The organism is Synechococcus sp. HK01-R (genome assembly GCF_014217855.1).
Lineage (GTDB): Bacteria > Cyanobacteriota > Cyanobacteriia > PCC-6307 > Cyanobiaceae > Synechococcus_C.
Map to the genome: position 1 here is coordinate 53,659 of NZ_CP059059.1, position 16,743 is coordinate 70,401.

Annotated in this window: 17 protein-coding genes and 2 tRNA genes; 12 read left to right on the forward strand and 7 right to left on the reverse strand. The window is 62.4% G+C overall.

Annotated elements, in window-relative coordinates; all coding sequences use genetic code 11:
• Window positions 1–17: 17 nt before the first annotated feature.
• Entirely contained in the window at window positions 18–791 is a 774-nt protein-coding gene (cobI, locus tag H0O21_RS00265; protein ID WP_255441053.1) for a precorrin-2 C(20)-methyltransferase, read from the reverse strand.
• A gap of 130 nt (window positions 792–921) precedes the next feature.
• Here cobI and H0O21_RS00270 point away from each other — a divergent pair, with 130 nt between their 5' ends.
• Window positions 922–1,506: an acireductone dioxygenase gene (locus H0O21_RS00270; RefSeq protein ID WP_185190788.1), complete on the forward strand. Its 585-nt coding sequence runs from the start codon at window positions 922–924 to the stop codon at window positions 1,504–1,506.
• Between the two features lie 7 nt (window positions 1,507–1,513).
• Here the strand turns inward: H0O21_RS00270 and H0O21_RS00275 are convergent, their stop codons facing one another.
• The 3 genes from H0O21_RS00275 to aroQ are packed head-to-tail and all read right to left on the reverse strand — an operon-like array spanning window position 1,514 to window position 2,933.
• Window positions 1,514–1,771: a hypothetical protein gene (locus H0O21_RS00275; protein ID WP_185190010.1), complete on the reverse strand. Its 258-nt coding sequence runs from the start codon at window positions 1,769–1,771 to the stop codon at window positions 1,514–1,516.
• A gap of 60 nt (window positions 1,772–1,831) precedes the next feature.
• On the reverse strand, window positions 1,832–2,527 hold the full coding sequence (locus tag H0O21_RS00280) for a tRNA-(ms[2]io[6]A)-hydroxylase (RefSeq protein ID WP_255441054.1): 696 nt from the start codon (window positions 2,525–2,527) through the stop codon (window positions 1,832–1,834).
• Entirely contained in the window at window positions 2,484–2,933 is a 450-nt protein-coding gene (aroQ, locus tag H0O21_RS00285) for a type II 3-dehydroquinate dehydratase (protein ID WP_185190011.1), read from the reverse strand. The genes H0O21_RS00280 and aroQ overlap by 44 nt, the downstream gene beginning before the upstream one ends.
• A gap of 80 nt (window positions 2,934–3,013) precedes the next feature.
• On the opposite strand from aroQ, the gene H0O21_RS00290 reads away from it, so the two are divergent.
• From H0O21_RS00290 to H0O21_RS00310, 5 genes are all read left to right on the forward strand, one after another.
• Window positions 3,014–3,095 (forward strand) — tRNA-Tyr (locus H0O21_RS00290).
• 10 nt (window positions 3,096–3,105) lie between these two features.
• Window positions 3,106–3,177: transfer RNA gene (locus H0O21_RS00295), tRNA-Thr, on the forward strand.
• Between the two features lie 30 nt (window positions 3,178–3,207).
• Window positions 3,208–4,080, forward strand: a complete 873-nt coding sequence (locus H0O21_RS00300) for a LysR substrate-binding domain-containing protein (RefSeq protein ID WP_185190012.1) — start codon at window positions 3,208–3,210, stop codon at window positions 4,078–4,080.
• Window positions 4,081–4,166: 86 nt separating this feature from the next.
• Window positions 4,167–5,684, forward strand: a complete 1,518-nt coding sequence (glpK, locus tag H0O21_RS00305) for a glycerol kinase GlpK (RefSeq protein WP_185190013.1) — start codon at window positions 4,167–4,169, stop codon at window positions 5,682–5,684.
• Window positions 5,681–7,255 carry a glycerol-3-phosphate dehydrogenase/oxidase gene (locus H0O21_RS00310; protein WP_185190014.1) on the forward strand — a complete coding sequence of 525 codons (1,575 nt, stop codon included), beginning with the start codon at window positions 5,681–5,683 and terminating at the stop codon, window positions 7,253–7,255. The genes glpK and H0O21_RS00310 overlap by 4 nt, the downstream gene beginning before the upstream one ends.
• A gap of 15 nt (window positions 7,256–7,270) precedes the next feature.
• On the opposite strand, the gene H0O21_RS00315 is transcribed toward H0O21_RS00310, so the two are convergent.
• A complete protein-coding gene (locus tag H0O21_RS00315) occupies window positions 7,271–8,941 on the reverse strand; it encodes an alpha-amylase family protein (protein WP_185190015.1) in 1,671 nt (556 codons plus the stop codon).
• A gap of 113 nt (window positions 8,942–9,054) precedes the next feature.
• On the opposite strand from H0O21_RS00315, the gene H0O21_RS00320 reads away from it, so the two are divergent.
• Window positions 9,055–10,455 (forward strand): aldehyde dehydrogenase family protein, encoded by a 1,401-nt coding sequence (locus tag H0O21_RS00320; protein WP_185190016.1) that lies wholly within the window; start codon window positions 9,055–9,057, stop codon window positions 10,453–10,455.
• A 57-nt stretch (window positions 10,456–10,512) separates the two neighbouring features.
• Window positions 10,513–11,526 carry a LysM peptidoglycan-binding domain-containing protein gene (locus tag H0O21_RS00325; RefSeq protein WP_185190017.1) on the forward strand — a complete coding sequence of 338 codons (1,014 nt, stop codon included), beginning with the start codon at window positions 10,513–10,515 and terminating at the stop codon, window positions 11,524–11,526.
• 2 nt (window positions 11,527–11,528) lie between these two features.
• Here the strand turns inward: H0O21_RS00325 and H0O21_RS00330 are convergent, their stop codons facing one another.
• Window positions 11,529–13,013, reverse strand: coding sequence for an ATP-dependent DNA helicase RecQ (locus H0O21_RS00330; RefSeq protein ID WP_185190018.1), 1,485 nt, complete (start codon window positions 13,011–13,013; stop codon window positions 11,529–11,531).
• A gap of 42 nt (window positions 13,014–13,055) precedes the next feature.
• Complete coding sequence (locus H0O21_RS00335) at window positions 13,056–14,096, reverse strand: hypothetical protein (RefSeq protein WP_131456025.1); 1,041 nt, start codon at window positions 14,094–14,096, stop codon at window positions 13,056–13,058.
• A 116-nt stretch (window positions 14,097–14,212) separates the two neighbouring features.
• Between H0O21_RS00335 and H0O21_RS00340 the strand changes: the two genes are divergently transcribed.
• The 4 genes from H0O21_RS00340 (at window position 14,213) to mtnC (ending at window position 16,718) form a co-directional block, all read left to right on the forward strand.
• Entirely contained in the window at window positions 14,213–14,422 is a 210-nt protein-coding gene (locus tag H0O21_RS00340; RefSeq protein ID WP_131456023.1) for a photosystem I reaction center subunit IV, read from the forward strand.
• A 5-nt stretch (window positions 14,423–14,427) separates the two neighbouring features.
• Window positions 14,428–15,297: a DNA-formamidopyrimidine glycosylase gene (locus H0O21_RS00345; protein ID WP_185190019.1), complete on the forward strand. Its 870-nt coding sequence runs from the start codon at window positions 14,428–14,430 to the stop codon at window positions 15,295–15,297.
• A 69-nt stretch (window positions 15,298–15,366) separates the two neighbouring features.
• Complete coding sequence (gene mtnB / locus H0O21_RS00350; RefSeq protein ID WP_185190020.1) at window positions 15,367–15,987, forward strand: methylthioribulose 1-phosphate dehydratase; 621 nt, start codon at window positions 15,367–15,369, stop codon at window positions 15,985–15,987.
• Entirely contained in the window at window positions 15,984–16,718 is a 735-nt protein-coding gene (mtnC, locus tag H0O21_RS00355; protein ID WP_185190021.1) for an acireductone synthase, read from the forward strand. The genes mtnB and mtnC overlap by 4 nt, the downstream gene beginning before the upstream one ends.
• Window positions 16,719–16,743 lie beyond the last annotated feature (25 nt).

A 16,743-nucleotide genomic window follows, 5' to 3' on the forward strand; every position in this document is an offset into this window, starting at 1 on the left:
CCTTTAAGGCAGCACTTCTACGGCAGAACCGGCGGACAGGGAACGCCCTGCGATCTCTGCCGGATCAGAAGCTGGGAGAAATAAGGCCTTGTCTGGGCTGACACAGCATCGGCCGTGATCACTTGCTGATCGGGCCAGCCGACACGCTCAGCAAACAGGGCCTCGGCCAGCAGGCCCTGCTGCTCCAACAGCGGCTGCACCCAGAGCCAACGATGGCCGAGCTTGAGCAGAGCCAACACCATCGCCTGCTGGCGCGCCTGCTCGAGTAGGGCGAGTAAATCCTCGGGGCGGTCTGGGCAGGGTCGAATCAGCAGAGCCTCCTGCTGAAAGGCCAGAGGCCAGGCACCGGCCGCAGCAGCGGCCGCGACCGAGGACACCCCTGGAATCACCTGCAACGGGCATTCCGGATGGTGTTTTTGGAGTGCCAGCAACACATAACTCCCTGTTGCAAACAGAGAGACATCCCCTTCGCAGAGAAACACCACGCGCTGGCCCGCGGCTACCTCGGCAGCCAATGCATTGGCTGCCGCCAGCCAGGCCGCCCGCAACGGCTCGGCCTCCCGAACCATCGGAAACACCAAGGGCAGTTGCCGCTGCCCAGTCTCCAAAAAGTGCTCCACGATCGTGAGCGCCATCCCCGAGGCCGTGAGCGAGGCGACCGGGTAAGCCACAGCATCCGCAGCCCTCAACGCTCGATAGCCGGCAAGGGTGAGAAGGTCCGGATCTCCAGGGCCCACCCCCAGGAGCACCACTCCTGGAGATGCGGCTGGCCTCTCACTTCGCAGGTCCACAGGATTCGAGAAGAGGCAAACGAATCGTCTCGTTCTAGGTCAGCCCGATCAGTCGTAAAGCAATGGCAGACCAGCTGGTGGTGGCAGCCAGCCCCAGGCAGGATGGATGTCCCAGCAGCTTCCGGGAGTGATGAGTCATCTGCGCATCTTTCCCGCCCCAAGCCACACCCCCGGCGAGGCTCCAGAGAATCTCGATAAGGACCTCTCGCCCCTGCCCAGCCTGGAAAGCAATGATCCAGGCACGATTCAGGCAGAACTCCTGGAACGTGGCATCCGTTTCGAGCGCTGGCCAGCACGCCAATCCCTGCCGTCAGGCGCTGACCAGGAGGCGATCCTCAAGGCCTATGCCGATGAGGTTGCTGCCGTGCAAAGCAGCGGTGGCTACGGCACGGTCGATGCCATCCGGATGACCCCTGAGCATCCCGATCGGGAAACGCTCCGCTCCAAGTTCCTGAATGAGCACACCCACGCTGAAGACGAAGTGCGCTTCTTTGTGGAAGGGCAGGGGCTGTTCTGCCTCCATCTGGGCCATGAGGTAGTCCAGGTGCTGTGCTGCGCCGATGACTGGATCGCCGTTCCTGCCGGCACCAAGCACTGGTTCGATATGGGGTCTGCTCCGTCCTTCTGCGCCATCCGGTTCTTCAATAATCCAGAGGGCTGGGTCGCCCAATTCACGGGTGACCCAATCGCCAGCCGCTACCCGCTCCTGAACTAAGGGAGGCTCAGGCAGCAAGCAGCAGCCGTGCATCCACCGGCGCCCGAAGCCTTTGCAGAACATCACCTCTGGCCCCTGATCCCGTGGCATCAGCCAACAGCAGGGCTGCCTCGAGGTCGGCGCATCGGCTGATCAGATCCCGAACCAGCGGATTGGCTTTCAGGCCATCCCACTGCTCCTCTGTCGTGCCGTTACGGAGGGCCTGCAGAGAGTCAGCCACAGCCGCTGCCACGGCTGTCTTCACCGTCACCGCTGGATCAGCCATCACGACACCCGCAAGAACTGGGTCAATTCTAAAACCGACCACAGACAGTGGCGCGTCTCTTCAGGCTTCTTTTGGACTTTGCTTGCGGATTCCAACGGAGTGCATCCGCACATCCTCGGGGCGCTCGAGTTCGCCGGAGAGCGCCTCCACCTCGGCGAGAGCCAACGCTTGCAACCTTGGAACAATCACGTCCCGCGGCCAGCGCTCCTCGCAGAGCACCCAATAGAGCCCGAAATGGCGTGCCTCGCTTTGCAGCAGCCCCGCATACAGATCACGAAGTTCCGGATCCGGGCTGTGCTGCGCCAGTAGAGCCATCCGTTCGTGGCTACGGGCTTCGATCAGACCTGCCACCAGGAAGGAATCCAGCATCCGCTCCGGCTCACCACGACGCACATGCTTGGCAAGCTGGGCTCCGTAGCCCGGCGATGGCAGCGGCTCGAGGTAGCGACCGCGTGCCTTGAGAAGAGCCAACACTTGCTCGAAATGCTCCAGTTCCTCTCGCACCAAAGGGCTGAGCACCTCCCCGAGGCCTGGCTCGCAGAGATAGCGAAACATGAGCTGCACCGCGGAGCCGGCCGCCTTGCGTTCACAGTGGGCGTGATCGATCAGCACCTCCATCGGGCGGGCGATGGCCTGCTGCACCCAGAGGGCGCTGGTAGGAGCCGCCAGCCAGCGGATGCTGGCCACTGGCACCGGCGTAACAGCAGCGGCCTCAGCCACGGGCAGAGGCAGCCCGCAGGTGCTGCAGAAGGCCATCCAGGGCCAGAACGTAACTCGCCGCACCAAATCCACTCACCACTCCGACGGCGCGATCTGCCAGATAGGAGTGATGCCGGAATGGCTCCCGGGCATGGGTGTTACTGAGGTGCAGTTCTACATAGGGAATCTCCACCCCCAACAGCGCATCCCGCAGAGCCACGGAGGTGTGGGTGTAAGCACCGGCATTGATGAGAATGCCATCCATCAGGCCCATCGCCTGATGAATTCGCTCCACCAGGGCACCCTCAAAGTTGCTCTGGAAACACTCCAGCTGCACACCTTCGGCCTCGGCCCTCTGGATCAAACGCTGTTCGATCACGTCCAGGGTCTCAAATCCGTAGAGCCCAGGCTCTCGGCGCCCGAGCAGGTTGAGATTGGGGCCGTTGAGCAGCAGAAGGCGCATGGCCCGATGCGATGCATGTCGAGCTGATCGTATCGAGGGGTGATGGTCCCGCGGGCTGGTAAGTTCTTGCGGTGTGGTTCGGGTCGGTGCCCGAGTGGTTAATGGGGGCGGACTGTAAATCCGCTGGCTCTGCCTACGTTGGTTCAAATCCAACCCGGCCCACCTTCCACATGCCCTTGTAGCTCAGCGGTAGAGCACTCCCTTGGTAAGGGAGAGGTCACGAGTTCAAGTCTCGTCAAGGGCTTCCATCCAACGATGGCTCTGCACCAAAGCCATGGTTGATCTCGACACCCTCGCTTGCCTCGATGGGCTGATCTGGTTGAGAACCGGTCGGGACGTGGCTAGCCGCCTGAGTCTCGACCAATCGTCGGTGAGCCGAAGGCAGCGAACCTGCGCCAGCAACTTCGGGATCACTCTTGAAAAGCATGATCAAGAGTGGGTCCTAACTGGTGATCAGACCCTGCTGAACATGGAGCGGGAGGTCCACCAGAGGGCCCGCCTGTCGGGACTGCATCCCCTCCGGCTGGAGGCCACCTACTGGACCCTGCCCCTGCTTTGCACACCCGAGCCCTGCGGTTGGATCGCCGGTCTCTCCAATCGGGTGGGCATGGGGCCCAACCTATCCCTACTGCGCCAAAGAATCTGCGATGCATGGATCTGCGGCCTGCCGGATCTCCCTGCCGCCGACGACCCCGAACTCTGTGCTGTGCACCTCTGCACCATGCCGCTGCATCTGCTGGTCAAAGCGGATCACCCACTGCTGAAGGAAGCAGACATCCACTTGAGCGATCTCCAGGCCTTCCCGAGCCTGGCTCTGCCGGATGGCGCCTATCCCGTGGTCGAACGAGAACTGAAAACGCTCGGCCTCTGGAACACTCCGGTGCCCATGAGCCGTTATCGCCAGGATCGCTGGGAAGGGCGCAGCGCCAAGGATGTGACCATCGTCTATGGCCACTGTCTCAGCCAGGCAGTCTCCGGTGAGGGGCTCGTTCCACTGCCTTACACACTGCCCTTTCAATCAGGCGAGACTCTGGTCACACGTCGTGAGCTACGCGACGAACCTGCGATCACGGCGCTGATTCAGAACTTGCGACAACGCCTTCGCCGTCTGCAGGCACAGTTCCCCGAGCTGAACATTGCGTCCTAAGAAGCCCAGGCAGCGCCAGCCAACAAAGGAAAGGACCGCTTTGCAGCGCTCTGCCTCGGCGCTAGCACTTGGAAAACGGCATGGCCATGGCAGACAAGCCGCTCCTTCTGGCCCTGGACCAGGGCACCAGCAGCTCCAGGGCCGCTCTCTTTGACTCCGAGGGCCACCTGATCGCCAGCGCCTCAGCCCCTCTGGCGATCCACTACCCAGCTGATGGCTGGGTGGAGCAGGATCCCAGGCTGATCTGGCAGAGCCAACTCCAGGCGATGGCCGATCTGGAGAAGGCCCTCAGCCCCGAGCAACGCCAGGCCGTGAGTTGCTGCGGCATCACCAACCAGCGGGAAACCACCGTGCTGTGGCAGCGCAACGACGGCGCCCCCTGCGGACCAGCCCTCGTCTGGCAGGACGGCCGCACCGCCGACCTATGCCGGCAATGGAAACAGCAGGGACTGGAGACAGAGTGGCGCCAACGCACCGGCCTGCTGCTCGATCCTTACTTCAGCGCCAGCAAGATCCGTTGGCTGATGCTGCATGAGGCGGCCGCCAATGCGGCAGCGTCTCGCGATGACCTGTGCTTCGGCACCGTGGAGAGCTGGTTGCTCTGGCACCTGAGCGGGGGCACGCGGCACTGCTCCGATATGAGCAATGCCAGCCGCACTTTGCTGATGGATCTGGAGCAGCGGCAGTGGGTGGACGCCTTCTGTGAGCAAGCCAGTCTGCCCCTTTCCGCGTTACCGGAGCTGGTGCCCTGCCGCGGCGACTTTGGCGCGATCACCAAAGGGCTGCCCTTCGCGGGTGTGCCGATCAAGGCCCTGCTTGGCGATCAACAAGCCGCCACCCTCGGCCAGCTCTGCCTGGATCCCGGGGAAGCCAAGTGCACCTACGGCACCGGCGCCTTTCTTGTCGTGAACACCGGCTCAGTGATCCGCCGCTCGAATGCCGGCCTACTCACCACGCTGGGCTGGACCGATGCCGATGGCACTCCCACCTATTGCCTGGAGGGAAGCCTCTTCAATGCCGGCACCGTCGTGCAATGGCTGCGCGACGGCCTAGGGATCATCGATAGCACCGAAGCAATCAATGCGCTGGCTGCCCAGGTGGACTCCGCCGCCGGCGTGATGCTGGTTCCAGCCTTCACCGGCTGGGGCACCCCCCATTGGGACCCGGAAGCCAGGGGGCTGCTGATCGGCCTCACCCGAGACAGCGATCGGCGCCATATCGCCAGGGCCGCCCTCGAGGGGATCGCCCTATCGGTGGCCACCCTGGTGCATCTGGCAGAAACGGCCCTGGGGCAAGGGCTTGGCGAACTAGCCGTCGACGGGGGAGCGGCAGCCTCCGATCCACTTCTTCAGGCGCAGGCCGACAGCACGGGCCTGCGGGTGCGCCGACCGGCCAGCCTGGAGAGCACCGCCAGGGGGGTGGCCTTGCTGGCCGGTATGGAGTGCGGTGCCGTGGGGGATCTTCGAGCCCTGCAGGTGCAGCGCGTGGATGGAGCCAGCGTGTTCATGCCTCAAATCGATGGCCCGCAACGGAACCGCTGGCGTGAGCGTTGGGATGACGCCGTGCGCCGCAGCCTGCACTGGAGCCAAGGAGGCCAGGCATGAACCAGTTGTTCGACCTTGTCGTGATCGGTGGCGGCGCCAGCGGTGCGAGCGTGGCCTATGAGGCCGTACGCCGCGGCCTCAAGGTGGCTCTACTGGAGGCGTCCGATCTCGGCGGTGGCACCAGCTGCCGCAGCACCAAATTGCTTCACGGTGGCGTGCGCTACCTGGAACTGGCCTTCAAAACAGCTGATCCCGCCCAGCTCCGCCTGGTGCGCGAAGCCTTACTTGAACGGGGCCATTGGTTGCGACAGGCGCCCTTTCTGGCTCATCGGCTCGAACTCGCCCTGCCCACCAGCAACCGGCTGGGCCAGGCCTACTACCGCGTTGGCCTTGGCCTCTACGACGCCCTTGCGGGGCGAACTGGCATTGGCTCCAGTCGCTGGCTGTCGTCGCAACAGCTGCGTGAGGCCCTCCCTGGGCTGCAACCAGAGCTGAACGGTGGTGTGGCCTACAGCGATGGACAGTTCGACGATGCCCGCCTCAATCTGCTTCTGGCCCTCACTGCCGAACAAGCCGGCGCCGAGATCCGCACCGGCTGCCGAGTCACCCAACTCGAGCGTGATGGCCAAGGTCGGATCTGCGCTGTCCTCAGCCTGGGGGACGATGGCCGCGAAGAACGCTGGCAGGCCCAGGTGGTGGTGAATGCCACCGGCATCCAGGCGGATGCCATTCGCCACATGGCCGATCCCGACCTGCCGCCCCGCATGCTCACGAGCCGAGGCGTGCATCTGGTGCTCGAAGCCGATCTCTGCCCGCAGGGCATCGGCCTGCTGCTACCGGCCACCAATGACGGACGGGTTCTGTTCATGCTGCCGTTCTTCGGCCGCACCCTCGTCGGCACGACCGATACCCCCTGCCCTCTCGAGCAGGCCCAGACCCCTTCACCTGAAGAACACGCCTATCTGCTGTCGTACGTGCAGCGCTGGTTTCCCTTCCTCAGCGAGCTCAGGATCAGCAGCAGTTGGGCTGGCGGCCGCCCCCTGTTGCGCCCCGCGGGAGCCAATCGCAGCAGCAGCCGCGTGGTTCGCGAACACGAAGTGGAAACTCTGAGCTGCGGCTTGGTGAGCGTGATGGGAGGCAAATGGACCACCTGCCGGCCCATGGCTCTCGACACCCTGGCGGCGGTGGAGAAACAGCTTGGGCAGTCGCTTCCCGAGCCCACTGCCCTGCCTTTGCTCGGTGCTGATGGCAGTCCGGAACGCACCCCGCAGCGCTTGTGCGAGCAACAGCAACAGCTGGAAGAGCTCCTGCCCGACACCCCTCTGCGGCAGCGCCAGATCGACCATCTTCAAGCCAGCCATGGACTGGAAGCCCCCAAGCTTCTGGCCGGGTGGCCTGCGGCTGAGCGGCGGCCCCTGAGCGAAGTGATTCCTCTTTGTCGAGGCGAATTGCGGCACGCGATCGAACGGGAACACGCCCGCACGGTCACCGATGTGCTGGCGCGCCGCTGCCGCCTGGCCATGGTGGATCAAGCGGACGCCGAGCGCCTGGCGCCTGAGGTGCAGTCATTGCTCGCAGACAGTCGCACCAACGGCAACCTTGCCGAACCCTCCATCGACCTCAGGCTCTAAAGCACTCAGGCCCGGTCACAGGCCCTGCGGTTCGAGATCGTCACGCATCTCTTCCACCTCACCGATCAACCACCAACTGAAGCCGTGGGCCGGGAGGTAGACGAACCAGTTGGGCCCCGCTTCAGGGAACTCACAGCCCCAGAGCACCTCTCGCGTGCGCTGGCCCAGCCAGCGACTCAGATCCAGCCGGAAGGAGGCTCCAGCAGCAGAAAGATTGGCTGCGACGAGCACCGTCATCGACTCGCTGCAGCGGCTGTAGGCAATCACCGCAGGGTGGGCGCAGTCGAGCAGGGTGAAATCACCACTGCGCAAGGCAGGCAACAGCCGTCGGCAGGTGAGCATCCGCCGATGCCAATTCAGCAGAGAACCTGGCAGTTGCTTTTGCACCTCCACATTCACCACCCGATAGTCGTACCCAGGAGCGGTGATCGGTGGCAGCACCAGCAGAGGATCCGGAGCGGTGGAAAATCCACCGTTGCGGGCAGGGGTCCAAGCCATCGGCGTTCGGTTGGGGTCACGATCCCTCAACCCGGGCCAGTCACCCATACCCAGCTCATCGCCGTAGTAGAGGCAAGGCATGCCTGGAAGGCTGTAGAGGAGTGCGTGCAGCACCCGGTTGGACCCAGGGTCACCATTGAGCAGGGGTGCCAAGCGTCGATTGATTCCCCAGTTGAGCCAATGCCCCTGCCCTTGATGCAGTCCTGTACGGATCGACTGGATCAGCTCCTCAGGCACCAGGTGTCCATCGCCAAGCCAAAGCTCATCGTGGTTACGCAGAGGCAGGGCCCAGCGACATCCGGGAACGGCCTGATGGGAGGCCTCGAGACAGAGGCGAAGATCCCGTGTGCTGCCACTGGCGATCGCGGCGAAGAGATGGGCTGTCAGCACGAAATTGAACGCCCCATGCAGCTCCTCATCCGCCAGATAGGGCGCCGCCTCATCCACTGGCTGAATCGCCTCAGCCAGTAAAAGCACATCACGGCCATGCCGCTCCACCCGCTGCCGCAACAGCTTCAAAAAGGCATGGGTCTGGGGTAAGCCCTCACAGCGGGATCCCTCCTGCTCAAAGAGAAAGGGCACGGCATCGAGCCGGAAGCCATCCACCCCCCGCTCGATCCAAAAGTCCACCACCTCGAGCATCGCCTGCTGCACAAGGGGGTTCTCGTAGTTGAGGTCTGGCTGATGGCGGAGGAAGCGATGCAGGTAGTACTGCTCAGCCACCGGGTCCCATTCCCAGTTGGAGGCCTCGAAGTGTCGAAACAACACCGGCGCATCGGCGTAGCGCTGCGGGTCATCACTCCACACGTAGACCTCCCGCTCCGGGCTTCCCTTCGCTGCCCAGCGGGCGCGTTGGAACCAGGGATGCAGCGTGCTGGTGTGATTGAGCACCAGGTCGAGGATCACCTTGATCCCCTGGGAATGGGCTGCGGTGAGACAGCGATGGAACGCGGCGAGATCTCCGAGGTCGGGGTGAATCTCCTTGAAATCGGTGATGTCGTAACCGCCGTCCTGCAGGGGTGATGGATAGATCGGTGTCAACCAGAGGGCATCCACACCCAACCAACGCAGATAGGGCAGCCGCGATGCAAGGCCCTGGAGATCACCCGTGCCATCGCCGTTGCCATCGGCGTAGCTACGCACGATCAGCTGATAGATCACAGCACCGCTCCACCAGGGCTGCTCCATGCCTCATCGCCGTCTCTCCTTCACTGGTGGTAGCGCTGGGGGGAGGCGTCACGCCAGCGCTGCCCACAGAACGGCAAGCAGGTTGCGAGCATGACGGCAGTCCGTCCCCAGCCATGACCAGCTCAACCGTCCCGGTGAGCCAGGCCCTACCGGATCTGGCAGCCCTGCGCGCCCCAGTGCAGAGGGGCGACACCCGCGCTGAAGGCTGGCGACGTCGTCAGCTGCAGGCAGTCGCCACTCTGGTGGAGGAGCACGAAGACGAGATTCTTGCCGCCCTGCATCAAGACCTGGGCAAACCGGAGCTGGAGGGCATGGTCGAGATCCTGGCCCTGCGGCAGGAGCTGAAACTTTGCCGACGCCAGCTGCGCCGCTGGATGCGTCCTCGGCCCGTGCCCGTGCCCCTTGCGCAACGTCCGGGCAAAGCGGAGGTCATCCGAGAGCCGCTGGGCTGCGTGCTGATCATTGGCCCCTGGAATTATCCCTTCCATCTCACTCTGCAGCCGCTGATCAGTGCCCTCGCCGCTGGCAACACCGCTGTGGTTAAACCCTCCGAGCAGTCTCCGGCGACCTCATCCCTGATCGCTCGTTTACTTCCCAGCTATTTCCCGCAGGACGTGGTGCAGGTGGTGGAGGGTGAAGGGCCTGTCGCCGCCGCCCTCGTTGATCAGGGATACGACCACATCTTCTTCACTGGAAGTGGAGCCATTGGCGCCAGAGTGCTTGCTGGTGCGGCACCGCACCTCACCCCTGTGACGCTTGAGCTGGGGGGGAAAAGTCCGGCGGTGGTGCTTGAAGGAGCGGATCTGAGCGTGACTGCAAGACGGCTGATCTGGGGCAAGGGGCTGAATGCAGGGCAGACCTGCATCGCCCCCGACCATCTCTTGGTTCAAGCGAGCATTCGAGAGCCGCTACTGGCAGCTCTGGCCCAAGCCCGCCTCGAGCTTTATGGAGAGCAGCCGCTGCAATCCCCTGATCTGGCCCATCTCATCCATGGCCGCCACTTCCAACGACTCAATGCGCTGCTGGAGGGGGCTCGGCAGAGCGGACAGGTGCTGATCGGTGGTGAGAGCAACGCGGACACCCTGCGTATGGCACCAACAGTGATTCAGGTGGATTGCGATGACGATCCCCTGATGGAGGACGAACTCTTCGGCCCCCTGCTGCCCATGATCTGCGTGGACAACCTCGCGGAGGCGATCACAAGGATCCGTCGGCAGCCGAAACCGCTGGCGCTGTATCTGTTTGGAGGAGAGGCCCAAGACAGGGCCATGCTGCTTCAGGGCACCAGCTCTGGTGGGGTGTGTTTTAACGATGTGGTGATGCAGGTGGGTGTTCCCGAACTGCCCTTCGGGGGCGTAGGCGCTAGCGGAATGGGGGCCTATCACGGGGAAGCGGGATTCCGGACCTTCTCCCATGAACGGGCTGTGCTGAAGCGCTCCTTCGCGCTGGATGCACGACTGCGTTACCCGCCCTATGCCATCAGCCGAGGGCTGATCAAACGACTGCTCGGCTGATCCGAGACTGGCATCGCCGGCTGGACACCTTATGGTTCGCCCAGCCGACCGAGACGCATGCGCCGCACCACCATTGCCGCCCTGGCCCTGGCGGTTCTGCTGCCCCTGCCGAGCTTCGCGGGCACTGTCACCGTCAAATCAGGTGACACCCTCTCCGACATTGCCGACCGTTACGGCATCTCCGTTGGCGCTCTGATGCGCATGAACGGGCTGCGGGATGCCAACCATGTGGAAGTGGGGCAGACGCTGCAAGTCCCAGGACCCCGCGTGGTTGCTGGATCTGGCCGCCACACCGTGCGCAGTGGTGACACGTTGAGCGGCATTGCCGATCGCTACCGCGTCAGCGAGAAGGCGCTGATCGCGCTCAACAACCTTCCCAGCGCAGACCACGTTGAACTTGGAGCAACCCTGAAGCTGCCGAGCAACGCTGTGTTGCCCAAGCCCAAACCGAAACAAGCCCCCAAACCCAAGCCTGTAGCGATCAAGGCCAATCCCAAGGCCACGGCCCACACCGTGGCCAGCGGCCAAACGTTGACCCAGATCGCCAAGGCCTATGACGTGCCCGTGGCCACCCTCATTCAGCTCAACGACCTGACCGATCCCAACAAGGTGACCGTTGGCACAAAGCTGATGCTTCGCGGAACCACACCCAAACCCAATCCCATCAAACAGACCGTCGAAGCCACACAACCTGCTCCAAAAGCCCAACCCGCTCCGAAGAGTCAGACAGCCAAAGCCGTCGAAACTGCGCGACCGGTTCAAACAGCCAAGCCCACTCAAACGGCCAAAGCCTCGGCGAAACCCACCAGCAAATCCGTGCAGCCCAAGGATGCCGACTGGCGAACCTATGGCCCGCTTCAGGTGGACTGGGCCAACTGGCAGTCGATGGGTGGCAGCGATGTAGCCCCCACGCTCAACTCCGATGGCAAGCCCCTCTACATCGCCGTCAATTGCGCCGCAAACAAGATCAATGTCACCGGAGCCGATGGATCCTGGAAAAGCTGGAGTGCACCCCAGAGTGGCTTTGAGGATGATCTGGTGAAAGACCGCTGCAAGAGCAGCAAAGGCTGAATTCAAGCCACAAAGCGCAGGGGCCAGGGCTGCCGCAGAAACCGGCGACCACTGTCCCTGAGGTACAGACGCTGGATGCCGTCATCGCTTTCCTGAATCAGCTCCTCCTGCACCAACCGTCTGGCCAGCCAGCCCCAACGCTGAGGCTCCTGCTCTGAAAGAGCCTCCGTGAGCGAGCGCAGGTCATGCCCCTGCCCCTGGTCCAATGCCTTCAGCACCTCAACGGCCTGTTCTGACCAGTCGGCCAAGGAGCCCTTGCTGAGGCATCGATCACAGCGACCACAGGGCGGTGAGAGCTCACCGACCGCCAACAGCAACGCCTGTTGGCGGCAGTCCCCGCCCTCTGCCACCGCTTCCATGCGCCGAAGCTTTCGTTGCGCCTGCTCCAGACGCCAGCGTTCTTCAGGCGGGTAGTCAGAGCCGCTCTGCCGCTGCAACGAGGCCTGCATCGCCCACCCCAAGCTGGTGCGATCTCTTGGGGAAAAAAGCACCAAACACTGGGCCGGCAAACCATCACGCCCGGCTCGACCTGACTCCTGCAGATACCCCTCAGGAGTCGAGGGGAGGTCGAGGTGCAGGACGAGACCCACATCGGCGCGATCCACACCCATCCCAAAGGCCACTGTGGCCACCAGGACGGGACGATCCGCTTCAAGAAAATGATGGAGAGCCTGCTGGCGCGCCTCGACCTCGAGACCGGCGTGATACGAGATCGCTTCAATCCCCTCATCGCGGAGGCGAGCGGCCCAGCGTTCCACTGACCGTCGGGTACGCGCGTAGATCAAAGCAGCGCCACGGGCCTCTTGCAGGGCGGCGAGCACCTGGGGCAGGGGCTCTTTAGGGCGACGGCGCATGGTGTACACCAAGTTGTCCCGTCGCGCAGAACCAACCTGCACCAGGGGCCTCTGCAGGGCCAGCAGGCGCAGAATGTCAGCCCTGACCTGGGGCGCTGCCGTGGCGCTCAGGGCCACCACCGGCACACCCGGGCAGAGATCCCGAACCTCCCCAAGACGCCGGTAGTCCGGTCGAAAGTCATGGCCCCAGGCGCTGATGCAGTGGGCCTCATCTACCGCAAGAGCCACCAAGCGCCCCTGCCTGGCGGAGTCAGCAACGACACGGCGCACCCAGTCGTGCTGGAGACGTTCAGGAGCGAGATAAAGCAGGCGCAGCCCACCGTCGGCAAGCATCTGCTGCATGCGACGGCGCGCTTCCGGATCCACGCCGGCATGGAGCGAAGCTGCAGCAATGCCGCGCGCCCGCAGCTGTCGCACCTGATCGTCCATCAGGGCCACAAGGGGAGAGATCACCAGGACCAGTCCGCCCCGAACAAGAGCGGGCAACTGGTAACACAGCGATTTGCCGCCGCCGGTGGGAAGCACCACAAGGGAATCGCGACCATCCAGGAGAGCCTCGATGACCGAACGTTGACCAGGACGGAACGCATCCCATCCGTAATGCTGCCTGAGCGATGCCAGCAGGGGATCCAAACAACACCACAGATGGCGGATCCAGTTTAGGCACCGCCAGATCTAGGGGATGACCGGTGGCTCCAGCTGGTCAGGCGACTCCTCCACCAGCTGCAAACGCACCCGCTTTCCTCCGGCCAGTTCGCCCAAGGAGACCCTCAGGGTCGCACCGCTGAGGCTCTGCAGAGCCGAAAGCACATCGCGCAGATAGGGCGTGCTGCTTCCACTCTCAACCCAGAGACGCTCCTGCAGGCCACCGAGACGCCGCCAGGAGGTATGGAGCTTCAAAACGGCCGATTCCAGAGCCTGGGCCTGGCCCACCGCATCCGCAAGCAAACCAAGGGCGTCAAGCCGTTGCGCCTCCTGCATGGCCTTCTCCAGGTCGAGCTCGCCCTGCTGAAAAGCGCGAACGGCCACCCCTGATTCAGTCGCCTTATGAATCCAACGGGCCGTACTCGTAACGTCTTTGACACGGTCTAGTTCCGGTTCATCCCGCAGCGCCCGGCGCAAATCCTCCTGCTGAGGTTCCGGGAGTTTGGCCAGCTCCCTCACCAGGGGAGCCACCAGCTTGGGGGGCAGAAGATTCTCCTGAGTCCGCTGTCGGATCTCCTCCGGCAGCAACGGGCTGGTGGCCGCCGTGAACTCATCGGTCAGGCGCCTCACCTGCTTGCGAGTGATCTCTTGTCCCTCATTGGCCGCTTCTGAAATCATCAGCTGCACCTCGGGGGCCGCCTGTGCCGTTTCTAGAAAAGCCCGCTTGGAAAACTGATTGACGCTGTCCGCCTGCAGCAGTCCTCCACCCACCAGATCATCCGCTGATTCAGCCAGCTGAATCAGGCTGTAGGCACGGGTCTTACTGATCTCTCTCTCCCTTAACCACTGCAGAAAGCCAGCACCGCGTCCTTCGCCACCGCGCTTCTCGCGGTCGCGGACGGCCCGGAGAATGCGGCCACGCCAGATCTCTGTCTGGAGATCAAATCGATCGCAAACGGCCCAGGCTTGCTCCAGCTGAGCCAAAAATTCGAGCGTGCTGAGATCGTCCCGTTCAGGATCAGGGAGATCGAGCTCCAGAGCCGGGGGATCAGGAATCTGGCTAGAGCTCACTGCAAACGAACAGACGGGGCTGGATGCTGCCATGGCGAACGACATTCTGTGACGCTCCATGCATCCACACGCCCATACGGCGATACGCTCGCCTTGCATCCCGACCCTCCGCAGCGATGGCGATCTCCCGCGGTGACAAGGTGCGCATCAAGCGCCCCGAGTCCTACTGGTTCAACGAAGTGGGCACCGTTGCCTCGATTGACACCTCTGGCATCCGCTATCCCGTCGTCGTTCGCTTCGAGAAGGTGAACTACAACGGCATCTCCGGCTCCGAAGGTGGAATCAACACCAACAACTTTGCAGAAGCCGAGCTCGAGCCCGCCTGAGGCCCTTGCCTGAACTGCCAGAGGTTGAGACGGTTCGCCGCGGACTGGCGAGTCGTCTCGAATCATTCGTTATTGAAAGTGTCGAGGTCTGCCGGGACCGTGCCATTGCGAGTCCTGGTGGATCCTCTTTGTTTGCTGAGGCCCTGCAGGGAACCCGTGTTGGTGCTTGGAAACGGCGGGGCAAATACCTGATCGCCAACCTCCATGCCAGCACTCAGGAGCTCTCAACGGACGGCATAGCTGATGCCGGTCTCTGGGGTGTGCACCTCCGCATGACCGGACAGTTTCAGTGGCATCCAGAGCCATCATCCACTTGCCGACACACCCGTGTCCGCTTCTGGAATCCCGAGGGCCAAGAGCTCAGGTTCGTGGATCTTCGCAGTTTTGGAGAGATGTGGTGGGTACCGCCAGGTGAACCCGCCGAACACGTCATGACGGGCCTCAAGACCCTTGGGCCTGAGCCTTTTGACGATGCATTCAGCGCGGCTTACCTCAAGCAAAAGCTGAAAGGCTCAAGCCGATCGATCAAGGCAGCGTTGCTGGATCAAGCCGTGGTGGCGGGAGCCGGCAATATCTACGCCGACGAAAGCCTGTTCGCGTCAGGAATCGCGCCACAAACTCGTGCAGGGAGCCTGAGCCTGCAGCAATTACAACAACTGCGCGATGCCCTGGTGCAAGTGCTGGAGATCAGTATCGGGGTCGGCGGGACCACGTTCAGCGACTTCCGCGATCTTGAAGGCGTCAACGGCAACTACGGCGGCCAAGCATCGGTGTATCGGCGCACGGGTCAGAGTTGCAGTCGCTGCGGGGGCACGATTCAGCGCGAGAAACTCGCAGGACGCAGCACCCACTGGTGCCCTGGCTGTCAACACTGAGGTGCGCAGATGGTGCCATGTTGTGCATGGCTCCGCCCTCGACTAGGACTGGAAAGTACCCCCAAGCGGATGGCATTGAGAACGCCCCCACAGCAACTCGTGGACACCATTCATGCCCTTCATCAGCGGGGGTGGTGTGATGGCACCGGCGGAAATTTCAGTGTCGTCCTAGAGCACAGCCCACTCCGCCTTTTGATGGCACCAAGCGGTGTCGACAAGGGGCTCGTACAGGCAGACCAACTGATTGAGGTGAACGCCCAAGGCACCGTGGTGAAGGGAGAGGGAAAGGCAAGCGCAGAAACGTTGTTGCACCTTCAGGTGATCCACGATTGCAACGCAGGATCAGTTCTCCACACCCATTCACCGGCAGCCACTCTTTTGTCCAAACATCACGCCGCATCTGGGTCCCTCAGGCTCGAGGGCTGGGAGATGCTGAAAGGACTCGAAGGCATCGACACGCACGACACAAGTGTGTCGGTTCCGATCATTGCCAATGATCAAAATCTCAAGTCACTGAGCGCTACGGCTTCAAAGCATCTGCCTGGAAAAGCGCACGGACTGCTTGTCGCTGGTCACGGCCTCTACGCGTGGGGGAAGACATTGAACGATGCACGTCGACATGTGGAGATCCTTGAGTTCCTGCTGGATTTGCACTGGCGCGAAAGCCTTCTGCTAGGGAGATGGTCATGACTGAATGCCTGTTGCTCGACATTGAAGGCACAACCTGCCCCGTGACATTTGTCGCAGACATTCTCTTCCCATATGCGCAAACACACCTTTCGTCTTTCCTTGCAGAGCATGGCGATGAGGTGATCATTCAAGACATTGCCAGGGCAGCATGGCGGGAGTGGGAGCAAGATAGTGACAACACTGCACAAGCAATCCTGCAGGAGGCAAAAGCCTCAAATCTGCAAGAACGACAAGCACTGGAAAACTATTGGCAGCTATTGATTCAAACGGATCGGAAAGCCACATCCCTGAAAGACTTGCAAGGCCACCTTTGGGCAGAGGGATTCCAGAAGGGTGACATCAAGGCCGACCTGTACCCAGAAACAATCACTTCGCTCAAGCGCTGGAAAAAAGAAGGTTTAAAGCTAGCGGTGTATTCATCAGGCAGCATCAAAGCGCAACAACTGCTCTATGCACACACGATTTCGGGAGATCTAAGGGAGCTATTTAGCGGTTGGTTTGACACCCACACAGGCAGCAAAAAAGAGACCACCAGCTACGTGACAATCGCCAATCAACTCAAAATTCCAGCCGCATCGATCACCTTCATCAGCGATAACGGCGTGGAATGTGATGCCGCCCAAGAAGCGGGCATGCAAGTGTTGTTCAGCCTAAGGCCAGGCAATCCAGATCAAAACCCTCGCGGACATCGCGTGATCCACTCCCTTGAGCAAGTCGACGCGTTGATCTAAAACCTCACCAAACGGTAGCGCGTGG